Source organism: Phycicoccus avicenniae, from assembly GCF_018139485.1.
In the GTDB taxonomy this organism is placed as follows: Bacteria; Actinomycetota; Actinomycetes; order Actinomycetales; family Dermatophilaceae; genus Phycicoccus; species Phycicoccus avicenniae.
The window spans coordinates 210,202-223,615 of record NZ_JAGSNF010000015.1 but is presented as its reverse complement, the minus strand read 5'-3'; the positions used below and the strand labels follow the sequence as shown (position 1 = coordinate 223,615).

Here is a 13,414-nt window from a genome sequence, read left to right as displayed (position 1 = left end):
GCCGTCATGGCGGGCGGCGCCCCACCTCATTGGTGCCGGCGTCACCATAAGAGACGGGTCAGGGTGCGAGCCAACCGCTACCAATAGCACTGAGCGTGTCAGCCCCACGCACGCCTGGCGGGACAACCAGTGATACCTGCGATACGAATGCCTGGGTGGTCGAGCTCCGGAGCTCACTGTCCGGACCGCCAACCTGGATGGGCAGCCTCGTGCGCCCAGGTGGGAAGGTCATGGAGACCGAGATGGCCGTTGGAGCCGTTGCCACGGTTGAGGACGTAAGCCGCGTTCCGTCCGGCGCATCGATGATGATGGTGCGCGGCTCGGCATCAACACTCGTCACCTCAAGAGAGACGGTGACATCGACAGGTTGGTCACTGAGATTCGCCACCGACAGCTCCCCGACGGGTCCTAGGGGCTGCCGGGCGATGCCTGCTGCCACGGTCGGGTCACTCGGACGAAGAGAGGCAATCACGGGCTGCAGAGTCTGGCGTCGACGGTCCTCGTTTCGCCCGCTCCTGGTGGCCCACGCCGACAGTGTTCGTCCTCGAGCCGTCGACACCGGAGGTCCGAGGATCGTCGAGATCGCCTCTGACGGGTCCGTGGCGGCATCGAAGGCGCGCGAATCAACTTCGATCGCGCAGAAGCCCACTGCCTCTACGTCCGCAACGAAACCCGGGATGTCATCGTGGCGCACGGCCAGCATCCAGTCGGCCTCAGCAGTTCCCCGCATGGCGCCGAAGGAGAACCGCAGGTCCGCGCTCGCCAAATAGGGCTTGAGTTGGTCGTAGCCTCCCATTGTCTGAAGTCCCTGATTCTCTGGAAACGGCACAATAGGTAGCTGAAATACGGCGCAGCCCGGGGAGGTCTTAGCCTCCAGCTGACGCGTGTAACGATCCAGGTCAGACAGTTCCGCGGCAATCTCGTCATGCCGCGGTGCGGCAAGATCCGATGTTTGATCGAGCACGCCGACGATGCACACCACCGCGAGGACGGTGTTGACGCGCGTCCGACTGTGGCGTCGGGACATCGACGTCAGCCAATGGCCGACGGCCAAGAGGCTGATCGCGAGGATGAACGCGGAGAGCCGGGACCACGTGCGGATCTGCGGTGTCAGGAACAATGCCGCGGCGGATCCCAGTCCACCCACGGTGTAGAAGAGGAAACACACGATGAGGTGGCTGGCCCACACGGATACGCGAGGACTGCTCACGCGGTGCGTCAGCAGGTTGACGACTATGAGGGCGAGTAGTCCCAGGAAGCCCGTCGCTCCGACGAGGCCGAGCGCGGAGATCTCCACGGTGGGTTCCACGCCCTGGTTGTAGGCGTCGGTCAGTGCCTGCAGCGGCTCGAGCCGATGACCCGGTCTTGGCAGGATGAGGTCCATGAACTTTCCAGCGTAGACCTCGCTCTCACCGAAGACACGCGTAGCGGGCAGCTGGCCGGAGACCACTGTCTCGCGGGCAGATAAGCGGGCCAGGGCCAGCAGGCCACCGATGACACCGAGGATCCCACTTGCGACGCCGAGCCCCCTGAACAGGTCGGCCGGGTTGCCGCTGACGACTCGGCGTGCGAGGGCGGACGCAACGACCAAGAGCATCGCAAAGGCCGCATAATAGACGCCGCTCAGGCCGATAGTACAAATCGCCATCGCGGTCAGTACGGTCCTACTCCCAAGTTCTCGGGGTCGGCCGTTGGCATCTCGTGACATCAAATCCTTTCCGCGCGCTACCTCGAAAGAGAGCCAAAGCGCGATAGGGACCAGCCAGTACTGTGAAATGTAGAGGTGGCCGAAGCCCTCCACATGACCGGGAATGGTGGCGAGGAGGACCCCCGCTAAGAAACTCGCACCTTGGTTAAGTTTCTCGTGCCTTGCCAGGAGATACATGCTGCACGCCGTGAGCGGAAATGAAAGAACGAAGTAGATGCTGCCCGCAGTGAATGTTCCCGGAAGGATGACGTCAAGGGCCTTGATCGCCAGAAGATGGATCGCATTGAGTTCAGGGAACCGTGAGGCGTCTTGGCCGAACGGGAATCCGAGATCGCTGTTCGCGAAGAACCATCCGTTCTCGTGCACGTCCTTGAGTTGCATTGCGACGAACGTGCTGTCCAGGCCCAGGCTGATCGGGAATCTCGGGTCCCAGCGCCACAATCGAAGGGACCAAAAGGCGATAGCCGCGGACGTCAGCGCCAACAAGAGCAGCCACGGTGCTTCGGTGCGAAGGCGAGTTCTCGCAGGCGTCAAAATTCCCCCTCGAGACTGTCAAGCCGGCTGCTCACGGCTAGGAGTATCGAGCATCAGGTCGTTCCGCGAGGGGGCAGCCTCGACATTCGCAACCTCCGAGGGGGCATCAGGTCCGCTGGCAGGACCTCCCGTCAGGCCTACGGCTCGTCCGGTTGAGGGCGCATCGGACGGACGTTCTCGAAACCGCGGGATGCGAGGCGCTGAGTAGCCGGCCGTGCTAGGTCGACCACTGATGGAGGATCTGACAACCGATGGGGGAGGGCGCTCTGCGGAGCCTTGAAGCTGCTGCCGACGACGCGGCTCAAGCGCTTCCGACATACGCAGTCACCCGCGCGAGCGTCGATGTGTGGATGAGTCCTACCCGTCTATCGTCCGTTCGGCCCACCCACGTCGCTCGTTCGTCGTATGGAGTAGGACCTGTCGGCCTATGGTGCCGGGCCTTCCGAACATGTGGAATGTCCTTGCTCGACAAGCCCACGTGCTCGACACGGCTAGATGTGATCGACACACAGACCCGAAAGGTTCAAGCCATGACCAAGGCCCTCGTGAAGCTCCAGTCCCGCCTCCAGTCCGAGAAGGGTGCGACCGCCGTCGAGTACGGCCTCTTCGTCGCCCTCATCGCGGCCGTCATCATCGGTCTCGTCGTCACCCTCGGCGAGAGCATCTCGGATGCATTCACGTCCATCAACAGCCAGATGCCCTGATCTAAATCACGGCCTGCGCGGGGTCGGGTGCCGCGGACGCGGCGCCCGACCCCGTTGCAACTTCGGCCATCAAGGAGCGAGGGGCATGAATCGGATGCGTGTGCACAAGTCTCTGGAATATGGTGCGACCGCAGCAGAGTATGCCTTGCTGGTCGCCCTCGTCGCTGCTGTCATCATTGGTTCGGTCATAGTGCTCGGCCAGGGTGTCATCGGCCTCTTCTCGTCCATTTCTGGACGCTTCTAGTCGTCCTTCCCCAAGGCCCGGAGCAACCTCATGACACTCATTCGACGTGAGGGCGGCGCGACCGCAGTTGAGTTCGCGATTGTCCTGCCTCTTCTGCTTATGCTGGTCGGCGGGATCATCGACTTCGGGCGACTTCTTTTCGGCGAGATCATGGTGGCGAACGCCGCTCGGGAGGGGGCCCGCGCCATGGCCGTCGGACTGTCTCAGGGGGACGCGGAGACCCGTGCGATCACGTCAATGCCGCAGTTCGCAGGTCTCGTGAACGGAGACTCGGACGCGATCGTCTCTTTCAGTGTCGTGAGCTGCAGCGCCGCTGACTCTGTCGAGGTCACAGTTCGAGGAGACGCCTTCGACTGGTTCTTGCTCGATGCTTTCGTGCCGATCGCTGCTCCGGACGTCGTCGGCAAGGCTCAGATGAGGTGCGGAGGATGACTCGGCTCACGCCCCGCCGCGAACGTGGCGCTGTGGCGACGATCGTCGTCGTGCTCTTGACCTCCGGGGTCCTTCTCGGGTTCGCCGCCATCACGATCGACGTCGGCCAGCTCATGCTCGAGCGGCGCGAACTACAGAACGGCGCAGACGCCGGCGCGCTATCACTCGCGCAGTCCTGCGCCGAGGGCAATTGCGTCCCCAACGCTGATGGCCTCGAGACCTTGGTGGATGGGAACGCGTCGGGCTTCGACGGGACACACGAGGTCGTCGAGCAGTGCGGAACGCTGCCGGGCCTTCCCCCTTGCACGTCGCCCGGGTCGCTCGAATCGATCAGCAGCTGTCCGCCAGCGCCTGGCGGCGACTACGTCGAGGTGCATACTCGGACGACGAGTGACGCCAGTGGAAGTCCCCTCCGCAACATCTTCGGCGCCGCTGCTGGAGGTTCCGGAACGTCCGAGACCGGCGCATGCGCCCGCGCGATACTTGGTCCCGTCGGGTCCACCGGCACAACTCTCCCGCTGACCATCAGTGTCTGCGACTGGAACGCCGCGACCTCGAACGGAACGGTCTTCGGAAGTCGCCCGTCGTACTCCCCCGCACCTGCCATGGCGCCGACGCTACCGATCAACAACGTGCCGGACGCGCTGGCTCCTCGGATCGCCAAGATCAACGCCCACGAGAACGGGAACCCGGCGACAGCATGTGGCCCGTCCATGTACGCCCCCGGAGGCTTCGGCTGGTTGAACGACACGGAGGGCTCAGACGACTGTGCCGCGACGTTCAACGCCGACGGGACGATCGCGGGGCTGCCCGGTGGTGCGCCGCCGAACGGGTGCAAGCAGGACGCGATGCAGAAGTACCTCGGAACTGAGGTGCTCATTCCGGTCTTCACATCCGTGGCTGGCAACGGCAGCGGCGTGGACTACACCGTCGCGGGGATTTCGTCCTTCTACTTTGTGGGATGGGACAACATGCAGACGGCGCAGCCCAACAAGAACTACAGCATCTACAAGACCCCGACGAACAACTTCTGCGGACAGGGGGCCAACGCCAAGACCTGCATCTGGGGCTGGTTCACCTCGCCCCTGGTGCCCGTTGGCGATGTCTCCGTCGGTGGTCCGAGTCGCGGCACCAAGACGTTCGGCCTCGGCGGGTAGTCCGTTAGTCCTGCTTCTCCACATTCGTCCCTTCCATCGCATCCATCAGAAGGACACTCACCACCATGGGTCGACGCATCCTCGCCATCCTCGCCGCTGCCGTCATCGCGTTCGTCGGTGCCGCCCTCGTGCTCGTCTACGCACGAGGCGCCGACGCCCGCGCCGTCGCGGCGGCCAGCCCCACGACCGTCTACGTGACGAACGAGGTCATCCCGGCCGGCACGTCCATGAAGGACGCCGTGCGCCTGGGCCAGATGGGCCAGACCGAGGTCGCCTCGGCGGCCAAGCCGGTCGGGGCCCTCGAGACCATCGACGACACGAACGGGGCCCTCGTCGCGCTCACCGACATCGCCCCCGGCCAGTACGTCCTCGGTGCTGCGTTCGGGGAGGTCCCCCTCGGGGAGAAGGCCCTGCAGGTCGCCTCCGGCAAGCTCGCGGTCTCGGTCCAGCTCAACGACCCCGCGCGGGTCGGGACGTTCGTCACCCCGGGCTCCTTCCTCACGGTCTTCATGACCTACCAGCTGAAGAACCTCGACGCCTCCGAGGAGGCGCAGGTCTTCAACGAGGAGGAGATCCAGGGGACCTCGATCCTCCTCGACAACGTCAAGGTCATCGCGATGGGCGACGCCTCGCTGACCCCCGCCCAGGCCACGCCGGAGGAGGGCGAGGAGGGCGCCTCGCAGCAGGAGACGCCGACGTTCCTCGTCACCCTCGAGGTGAGCCCGGAGCAGGCCGCCCGGCTCGTCCACGGCATCAACAACTACACGCTGTACGCCGGCCTCCGCGGCTCCGAGCTCGACGTCGACCCGGACCTGTCCGTCAACGACCTCACGATGCTCGAGGACGACGTCCGGTGAACATCCTCTGGGACACCGACCCCGGGGCGACGGAGCGGTACCGCTTCGCCCTCGGCGTGGACACGCAGGCGCTCGACTCGGCGGCGATGGTCGCGCGGGCCATCCACGACAACCCGCAGGTCGAGCAGATCGTCATCGGCTCCGACATCCCGATCGACAGGGCGTGCGAGCTGTCCGAGGCGACGCGCCTCGACCGGCCCGAGATCGGCGTCATCCTGCTGCGCAGCCGGGTGGACGTCACAACGCTCTCGCAGGCCCTCCGCGCCGGCATCCGTGAGGTCGTCGCCTCGGACGACCACACCGCGCTCGCCGAGGCGCTGCGCCGCAGCCGAGAGCTCACGTCGCGGCTCATCGGGCACGCGTCCGGGGGGTCAGCTCGTGAGGGGCGGCTCATCACGGTGTTCTCGGCGAAGGGCGGCGTCGGCAAGACGACCCTGTCGACGAACGCCGCGACCCACCTCGCGCACAGCGGGCTGCGGACCCTGCTCGTCGACCTCGACCTGTCCTTCGGCGACGTCGCGATCAGCCTGCAGCTCGTGCCGGCGCAGTCGATCTACGACGCGGTGTCGATGAGCGGGCACCTCGACGACGAGGCCCTCCGTGGGCTCGTGGTCACCCACGAGGAGAGCGGCCTCGACGTGCTGTGCGCGCCGAACGACCCGGGCGACGCCGACCGGATCCCGGTGCCGACGGTCTCGGAGGTGCTCAAGGTGGCGCGGCGCTCGTACGACTACGTCATCGTCGACACCCCGCCGTCGTTCACCGAGCACGTCCTCGCCTCGATCGACGTGTCGGACGCCCTCGTGCTCATCGCGACGCTCGACATCCCGGCCGTGAAGAACCTGCGCGTCGCCATCGACACCCTCGACATGATCGGCAGCCCCAAGGACTCGCGGATCATCGTGCTCAACCGGGCCGACGCCAAGGTCGGCCTGCGCCCCGAGGACGTCGAGGCGGCCATCAAGACGCCGATCGCCGTGAACATCCCGAACTCGCTCACCGTCCCCGCGTCGGTGAACCGGGGCGTGCCCATCGTGCTCGACGAGCCGAAGTCACCGGTGTCGCTCAGCATGAAGGAGCTCGTGGACAGCCACATCCGTACCGGACGCGACGACGAAGTGGGTTCGGCGGCTGCCGCCGTCGGCCAGACCTCGTCGCGCAAGAGCCTGTTCAGGGGGCGCAAGTGAGTCTCGCCGATCGTCTCGACAGCGTCCGCCGGGCCCAGGCGGCGGCCGACGCTCCCGCGTCGAACGCCCCGTCCGGTGCCGTGGCGTCGCGGGCCGCCGCGACGGCGCCGCGCCTCACCGACCCGTTCCAGGAGGTGAAGAACCGCGTCCACCAGGGGCTCATCGACATCCTCGGGCCGCGGCTCTACGACCCGCACCTGCCGGAGCACGAGCTCGCCGCCCAGGTGCGCACGACGCTCCAGCAGACCATCGACGCCGAGCAGAAGCCGCTGTCGCACGCCGACCGGACCCGCATCGCGCAGGAGGTCAGCGACGAGATCCTCGGGCACGGCCCGCTCGAGCCGTTGCTCCGTGACCCGGAGATCTCCGAGATCATGGTCAACGGCGCGAACATGATCTACGTCGAGCGCAGCGGAAAGCTGTACCGGGTCGACACCCACTTCTCGACCGAGGCGCACCTGCGCCGGGTCATCGACAAGATCGTCGGCCGGGTCGGCCGCCGCGTCGACGAGGCGAGCCCGCTCGTCGACGCCCGCCTGCCCGACGGCTCGCGTGTCAACGCCGTCATCAGCCCGATCGCGCTCGACGGCGCGATGCTCACGATCCGCAAGTTCTCCCAGGACCCGTACACCGACTCCGACCTCATCGCCTTCGGGACGATGTCGGCGGCGACCCGGGACTTCCTCGACGCCTGCGTGCGGGGTCGGCGGAACATCATCATCTCCGGCGGGACCGGGTCCGGGAAGACGACGACCCTCAACGTCATCTCCTCCTTCATCCCCGACGACGAGCGGATCGTGACGATCGAGGACGCGGCGGAGCTGCAGCTGAAGCAGGACCACGTCCTGCGGCTCGAGTCCCGCCCGTCGAACATCGAGGGCCGGGGCGAGATCGCCATCCGCGACCTCGTGAAGAACTCCCTGCGTATGCGCCCCGACCGCATCGTCGTCGGCGAGTGCCGTGACGGTGCCGCCCTCGACATGCTCCAGGCGATGAACACCGGCCACGACGGGTCGATCACGACGGTCCACGCGAACAGCCCGCGCGACTCCCTCGCCCGTCTCGAGACGATGGTCCTCATGGCCGGCGTCGACCTGCCGGTGCGTGCCATCCGCGAGCAGGTGGCCGGCGCCGTCGACCTCATCGTCCAGCAGGCCCGTCTCAAGGACGGCACCCGCCGCATCACCGCGGTGAGCGAGGTCGTCGGCATGGAGGGCGAGGTCATCACCCTCCAGGACGTCTTCACCTTCGACTGGGCCGCGGGCCGCGATGAGAACGGCCGCTTCAAGGGCGGCCTCGTGTCCACCGGGCTGCGCCCGAAGTTCCTCCAGGAGCTCACCGACCTCGGGGTGCACGTCGACCCCCAGGTGTTCATCGGCGGACCCCGATGACGCGGCGGCCCGGTGCCGTGCGGGCCGCGGTCGTCGCTCTCCTCGCCGGCGGGACCGCGCTCTTCGGCGCTCCCGTCGCGACTGCCGACGTGCCGGCCACGCTCAGCGACGTCCGGGTCGGCGACGATGCGATGACGGCGACGCTCGTCCTGCGTGCCGGTGCCGAGCAGGTCGAGCTCGACCCGTCGTCCGTCAGCGTGACGATCGGCGGTCGTGCCGCGGAGGTCGACGTCGCGCCCGCCGAGCGGACGAAGCGCTCGTCGATGCTCGTCATCGACACGAGCGGCTCGATGACGGCGAGCGGGATGGCCACGGTCCGTACGGCCGTCCGCGACTTCCTGGAGGTCGTCCCGGACGACGTCCAGGTCGGCGTCGTGTCCTTCGCGACGACCTCCGGGGTCGACGTCGCCCCGACCACCGACCACGACGCGATCCTGTCCGCCGTGGGTGCACTGCGGTCGAAGGGCGAGACGAGCCTCTACCGCGCCGTCCAGGACGCCGTCCAAGGGCTGGGGACCGAGGGTGAGCGCAGCATCGTCCTGCTCAGCGACGGCGCGGACAGCGTCTCGTTCGGCGAGGGCGGAGAGGCGCGCGAGCGGAGCGAGCGGCAGAAGGCGCTCGAGGCCCTCGCCCAGGCGAAGGTCCGCGCCGAGGCCATCTCCTTCCAGACCGAAGCGGCCGATGTCTCCGTGCTCCAGCAGTTCGCCGACGCCGGAGGTGGCACGGTTGCCCGGGCGGTCGACCGGGACGCCGTGGCCTCCGCGTTCGAGGCGGCAGCCCGGGCGCTCGACTCGCAGGCCGGTCTCGACATCACGATTCCAGCGGGTGTCTCCGGGGTGCAGCCGGTGGTCGTCACCGGTCGCGCGGGCGCGGAGCGCTTCCAGCTCACCGAGTCGGTGGACCTCCAGGACACGGAGGGACCCGTGGTCGTCGGCGGAGGGCAGCCAGCCCAGGCCGCTGTCCCGCCGATTCCTGGACTGTCGGCTCTGAACCTCCCGCTGCTCCTCGTCGCCACGGGGGTCGTCTTCCTCGGCGTCTTCGCTCTCGGAGTCGCTCTCGCCGCGCCGAAGTTCCAGTCGACACGGAGTCGGCGGATCGAGGCCGTCGAGGCCTACGGGTACGGGACGTCCCGGGCCGCGCAGCGTCAGCAGCAGCAGACGAGCACCGCCGCGCTCACCGAGCAGATCCTCCACGTCGGGGACAAGGTCGTCGAGGGCCGGGAGTCGACGACGAAGACGATGGAGCTGCTCGTACGGGCCGACCTCCCGTGGCGCGCCGGGGAGTGGTTCCTCCTGCGACTGGTCGCCGCCGTCATCGTCGGCGCCCTTGGGGCGCTGTTCCTCGACGGCTGGTTCCGGCTCGCAGGGCTGCTCGTCGGCGCGCTCGCCGGCTTCGTCGTCCCCTCAGTTGTGCTGCGGATCCTCGCCGCCCGGCGGGCCCGCAAGTTCGAGTCGATCCTGCCCGACATCCTCACGCTCGTCGCGACGAGTCTGTCGAGCGGGTTCTCGCTGCCGCAGGCCCTCGACTCCGTCGCCCGGGACGCCGCCGAGCCGTGCGCCAAGGAGTTCTCCCGGGCTCTCGCGGCCACCCGGATCGGGACGGACGTCTCGGACGCCCTCGACCAGATGGCTGAGCGGATGGACAGCTCGAACATGCGGTGGACCACCCTGGCGATCCGGATCCAGCGCGAGGTCGGTGGCAACCTCGCCGAGACCCTGCGGACCACCGCGGCGACCCTGCGTGAGCGCGAGGGTCTTCGCCGCCACGTCCGGGCGCTGTCCGCCGAGGGTCGGCTGTCCGCCTACATCCTCATCGCCCTGCCGATCGGACTCTTCTTCTACATGCTGTGGGTCAACTTCGAGTACGTGTCCTTGCTGTGGACGACCTTCCTCGGCATCGGGATGGTGGGCATCGGGCTCGTGATGCTCGTCATCGGGATCATCTGGATGCGCAAGGTCGTGGAGATCGAGGTCTGACATGCTGCTGCTCGTCATCGGGATCGCGCTCCTCGTCGGCGCCGTCATGGTCGCGGTCCTCGTCGCCTTCGCCGGGGCCGGTCAGCAGACCGGGGTCGCGCGCTCGCTGGAGCTGCTGAGCGTCCGCGCCGACAGCCGGTCCGCGGCCAAGAACGAGCTCGAGGCCAAGGACCGGCTCGTCGCGCCGGCCTTCGAGGTCTCGCGCAAGATGGCCCAGCGTCTGTCCCCGGTCGGGACCGGTGACCGGATCGCCGCCTCGCTCGACAAGGCCGGGAACCCGCCGGCCTGGACCGTCGAACGGGTCATGGGCGCCAAGGGCATCGCCCTCGTCGTGGGTGCGGTCGTCCCCGTCGTGTTCTTCGGCCTCAGTGTGACCGGTGTGCTCGGGGCGTTCGGGCTCGCCGCGCTCATGTTCTTCCTGCCCGACCTCCTCGTCTACAACCAGGGGACCAAGCGCCAGGAAGAGCTGCGCAAAGGCCTGGCTGACGCCCTCGACATGCTCACGGTGTGCGTCGAGGCGGGGCAGGGCTTCGATGCCGCGATCCTTCAGGTGGCGCGCAACGTCCCGGGCCCGATCGGCGGTGAGTTCGCCCGCGTCCTCGCCGAGATCCAGATCGGCAAGTCCCGCGGTGAGGCGTTCGCCGGCCTCGGGGAGCGGACGACCGTGTCCGAGATCAAGAACTTCGTGAGCGCCCTGGTCCAGGCCGACCGACTGGGCCTGCCCATCGCCGCCGTCCTGCGCGAGCAGACGAAGGAGATGCGCGTCGCGCGGCGTCAGCGGGCCGAGGAGGAAGCACAGAAGGTCACGGTGAAGATCCTCTTCCCGCTCATCTTCTTCATCTTCCCGGTGCTCATGATCGTCGTCATCGGCCCCGGCATCATCCGACTCGTCGACGCCTTCACCGCCTTCTGAGCGCCGATGGCGGACGCAGTCCGAGGCACGTCCCGTCAGGCGCGGTCGACGTCGGCGACGAGACCGAGCCGGACCGCCGCGATGACGGCACTGGCCCGGTTGTGCGCCCCGAGCTTGTCGTAGATCTTGCCGATGTGCGTCTTGACCGTCGACTGGCTCATGTAGAGCGACTTGCCGACCTGGGCGACCGACGCCCCCTCGACGAGCAGCTTGAGCACCTCGGTCTCGCGGGAGGTGAGCGAGGTCTGCGGCTGCTCGTGCCGGCGGCGCATCGCCTCGGCGAGTCCCGACGCGGAGAACTCCAGCGGGAAGTCGGCCGCGCGGCGGACCGCGGAGAGCACCTGGTCCGACGGAGCGCTCTTGCGCACGAGCGCCGACGCGCCCGCGTCGAGCGCCTCGAGCAGCGTCGAGTCGTCGTTGAGCATCGTGAGCACGACGAGGCCGATGTCCTTGTTCTGCTCGCGGACCGCGCGCACGAGGTCCAGGCCGCTGCCGTCGGGCATCGTCACGTCGATGACGGCGACGACGCGTCCGGGTGGGGGAGTGCGGAACATCCGGTCGAAGAGGGCGCGGCCCTCGGTGAGCGACCCGGCCTGACCGACGACGCTCACCCCGTCCTGGGAGCTGAGCATCCCCGCGACCGCCTCGCGCACGACGGCATGGTCATCGACGAGTACGACGCTGATGGTCACGGCAGCCTCCACGGCGTCAGGTGACCACCTGGGTGGCAGAGGGGGCGGTCACGGGATCTTCGACGCTCAGGCTAACGGTCAGCCGTCCGTTGGGCGCGTTGTTCACGGCGAGTGTCCCGCCCACTTCGCCGAGCGCCGGGCTGCGGAACGTCCGCCGCGCCAGGCGCGGGTCGCCGTCGTGCGAGACCTCGACCCGCATCGGTCCGACGACCGAGCTCGCGAGGCTCACCGACGCGTTCCGGGCCCCGGAGGCCTGGGCGTCGGCGAGGACGTCCATGACGAGGCGGTGGGCGAGCATCTCGACGCGGGGGTCGAGCCGGCGCCGTCCCTCGCTCACCGTGACCGTCGTGCGGACCCCGGTCATGCTGCCGAAGCTCTGGACGGCGGCTCCGAGGACCGCGCCGAGGCCGGTGCCGGGACGCTCCGCGACGCGCAGGTCGGTGATGTGCAGCCGCAGGTCGGCCATCGCCTCGCTGAGCCGCTCCCGCAGGCCGTCGAGGGCGTCGCGGATGTCGGTCCCCGGGGGGCCGGCCTGCATGCGCAGCGCGTCGACGGTGTAGCCGAGCGCGGCGAGCTCCTGGGCGATGCCGTCGTGGATGTCGCGGGCGATGCGGTTGCGCTCCTCGAGGCTCGCGTACTGGCGCAGGTTGCCGAAGAGGAGGCCGGCCTGCACCGTCGGCGCCAGCCGCCGGGTGACCTCGAGCACCTCCCGCTTCTCGTGCTCGGTGAAGCTCTGGTCGATGCCGCGCTCGACGACGACGACCGTGGTCGGTCCGGACCCGAAGGCGATCGGCACGATGAGGGCGAGCCGGTGGCCCATCTCGTCGGTGAACGGGACCTCGGTGGGCTTCCAGCCCGACTTGTTCGACTCCAGCAGCGTCGCGACGTGGTCGGCGAGGTGCCACGGGGCGCGGGTGGAGCCGCGGAGGGCGACGGGCACGAGGTGCTCGGCGTCGCTCGTGACGAGGACCGCGCTGCGCGCCGACGGCACCTCCGCGGCGAGGAGGTCGAGGGCGAGCGTCGCGCCGGCCGGGGCGTCGAGCCCGGTCGTCATCTCCTCGGACAGCTCGTGGAGGCGCTGGATGAGCTGGATCGCCTCGCGCGCCGCGGGGTCCGCCTCGTCGAGCTCGTGCTCCGTGACGAGCCGCTGGTTCCACGCGCCGAGGGCCCCGAGGACGACGGCCGCCCCCACCCAGGCCGCGACGGCCGCGTTGACCCTGGGCGTCTCGTTGGCGGCGGCGGTGGCGACGAGGAACGCGACGGGTGCGATGACGCAGGCGAAGAGGTAGCCCACCCGGCCGAACCGGGTGCCGCTGTGGTACGCCGGGATGAGGATGAGGAGTGCCGCGACGAGGCCGGCCCCCGCGTACGCCGCCCCGGCGGCGGCGGCGGACACCCCGAGCAGCGCGAGGATGACGGTGTCGAGCATGCCCTGGCGCGAGATCGGCATCCGGTCGAGGACGGCGACGACGACGTCGAGGACGAGGACGAGGACGAGCCAGGGAAGCGTCTCGATGGCTTTCCCGTCCGCGACCGCGAGGCAGACGGTGAGGACGGCGAACGCGAGCCGGATCGTCGCCGAGGCGTCCAGCCACGCGGGTCCGATGCGTCTCTCCACG

Annotated in this window: 12 protein-coding genes; 9 read left to right on the top strand and 3 right to left on the bottom strand. The window is 68.5% G+C overall.

All coding sequences use genetic code 11. The features are described from left to right. Window positions 1-58 precede the first annotated feature (58 nt). Entirely contained in the window at window positions 59-2,089 is a 2,031-nt protein-coding gene (locus KC207_RS11490; RefSeq protein ID WP_211603179.1) for a hypothetical protein, read from the bottom strand. 683 nt (window positions 2,090-2,772) lie between these two features. On the opposite strand from KC207_RS11490, the gene KC207_RS11485 reads away from it, so the two are divergent. From KC207_RS11485 to KC207_RS11445, 9 genes are all read left to right on the top strand, one after another. Continuing rightward, window positions 2,773-2,946, top strand: a complete 174-nt coding sequence (locus tag KC207_RS11485) for a Flp family type IVb pilin (protein ID WP_211603178.1) — start codon at window positions 2,773-2,775, stop codon at window positions 2,944-2,946. A gap of 85 nt (window positions 2,947-3,031) precedes the next feature. Further along, window positions 3,032-3,190 (top strand): Flp family type IVb pilin, encoded by a 159-nt coding sequence (locus KC207_RS11480; RefSeq protein ID WP_211603176.1) that lies wholly within the window; start codon window positions 3,032-3,034, stop codon window positions 3,188-3,190. A gap of 30 nt (window positions 3,191-3,220) precedes the next feature. Further along, the gene (locus KC207_RS11475) at window positions 3,221-3,622 is read left to right on the top strand and encodes a TadE/TadG family type IV pilus assembly protein (RefSeq protein WP_211603175.1); all 402 of its coding nucleotides are present in this window, start codon (window positions 3,221-3,223) and stop codon (window positions 3,620-3,622) included. 32 nt (window positions 3,623-3,654) lie between these two features. Then, a complete protein-coding gene (locus KC207_RS11470) occupies window positions 3,655-4,779 on the top strand; it encodes a TadE/TadG family type IV pilus assembly protein (RefSeq protein WP_211603174.1) in 1,125 nt (374 codons plus the stop codon). 65 nt (window positions 4,780-4,844) lie between these two features. Beyond that, window positions 4,845-5,636: a Flp pilus assembly protein CpaB gene (cpaB, locus tag KC207_RS11465; RefSeq protein WP_211603172.1), complete on the top strand. Its 792-nt coding sequence runs from the start codon at window positions 4,845-4,847 to the stop codon at window positions 5,634-5,636. Then, window positions 5,633-6,823 carry a CpaE/TadZ family protein gene (locus tag KC207_RS11460; RefSeq protein ID WP_211603170.1) on the top strand — a complete coding sequence of 397 codons (1,191 nt, stop codon included), beginning with the start codon at window positions 5,633-5,635 and terminating at the stop codon, window positions 6,821-6,823. The genes cpaB and KC207_RS11460 overlap by 4 nt, the downstream gene beginning before the upstream one ends. Then, window positions 6,820-8,214 (top strand): TadA family conjugal transfer-associated ATPase, encoded by a 1,395-nt coding sequence (locus KC207_RS11455; RefSeq protein WP_211603168.1) that lies wholly within the window; start codon window positions 6,820-6,822, stop codon window positions 8,212-8,214. Before KC207_RS11460 ends, KC207_RS11455 begins: the two co-directional genes overlap by 4 nt. Then, window positions 8,211-10,190, top strand: a complete 1,980-nt coding sequence (locus KC207_RS11450) for a type II secretion system F family protein (RefSeq protein ID WP_211603166.1) — start codon at window positions 8,211-8,213, stop codon at window positions 10,188-10,190. The genes KC207_RS11455 and KC207_RS11450 overlap by 4 nt, the downstream gene beginning before the upstream one ends. Before the next feature lies 1 nt (window position 10,191). Next, window positions 10,192-11,103: a type II secretion system F family protein gene (locus tag KC207_RS11445; protein ID WP_211603165.1), complete on the top strand. Its 912-nt coding sequence runs from the start codon at window positions 10,192-10,194 to the stop codon at window positions 11,101-11,103. A 35-nt stretch (window positions 11,104-11,138) separates the two neighbouring features. On the opposite strand, the gene KC207_RS11440 is transcribed toward KC207_RS11445, so the two are convergent. Both KC207_RS11440 and KC207_RS11435 read right to left on the bottom strand, forming a co-directional pair. Further along, window positions 11,139-11,795 (bottom strand): response regulator transcription factor, encoded by a 657-nt coding sequence (locus tag KC207_RS11440; protein ID WP_211603164.1) that lies wholly within the window; start codon window positions 11,793-11,795, stop codon window positions 11,139-11,141. A gap of 16 nt (window positions 11,796-11,811) precedes the next feature. Then, window positions 11,812-13,413 (bottom strand): sensor histidine kinase, encoded by a 1,602-nt coding sequence (locus KC207_RS11435; RefSeq protein ID WP_211603163.1) that lies wholly within the window; start codon window positions 13,411-13,413, stop codon window positions 11,812-11,814. Between the last annotated feature and the right edge of the window lies 1 nt (window position 13,414).

Bases quoted from the DNA above. Each gene is read 5' to 3' on its own strand.
- KC207_RS11445 (WP_211603165.1), top strand. From the start codon at position 10,192: ATGCTGCTGCTCGTCATCGGGATCGCGCTCCTCGTCGGCGCCGTCATG.
- KC207_RS11480 (WP_211603176.1), top strand. From the start codon at position 3,032: ATGAATCGGATGCGTGTGCACAAGTCTCTGGAATATGGTGCGACCGCA.
- KC207_RS11450 (WP_211603166.1), top strand. From the start codon at position 8,211: ATGACGCGGCGGCCCGGTGCCGTGCGGGCCGCGGTCGTCGCTCTCCTC.
- KC207_RS11475 (WP_211603175.1), top strand. From the start codon at position 3,221: ATGACACTCATTCGACGTGAGGGCGGCGCGACCGCAGTTGAGTTCGCG.
- cpaB (WP_211603172.1), top strand. From the start codon at position 4,845: ATGGGTCGACGCATCCTCGCCATCCTCGCCGCTGCCGTCATCGCGTTC.
- KC207_RS11490 (WP_211603179.1), bottom strand. From the start codon at position 2,089: ATGCAACTCAAGGACGTGCACGAGAACGGATGGTTCTTCGCGAACAGC.
- KC207_RS11485 (WP_211603178.1), top strand. From the start codon at position 2,773: ATGACCAAGGCCCTCGTGAAGCTCCAGTCCCGCCTCCAGTCCGAGAAG.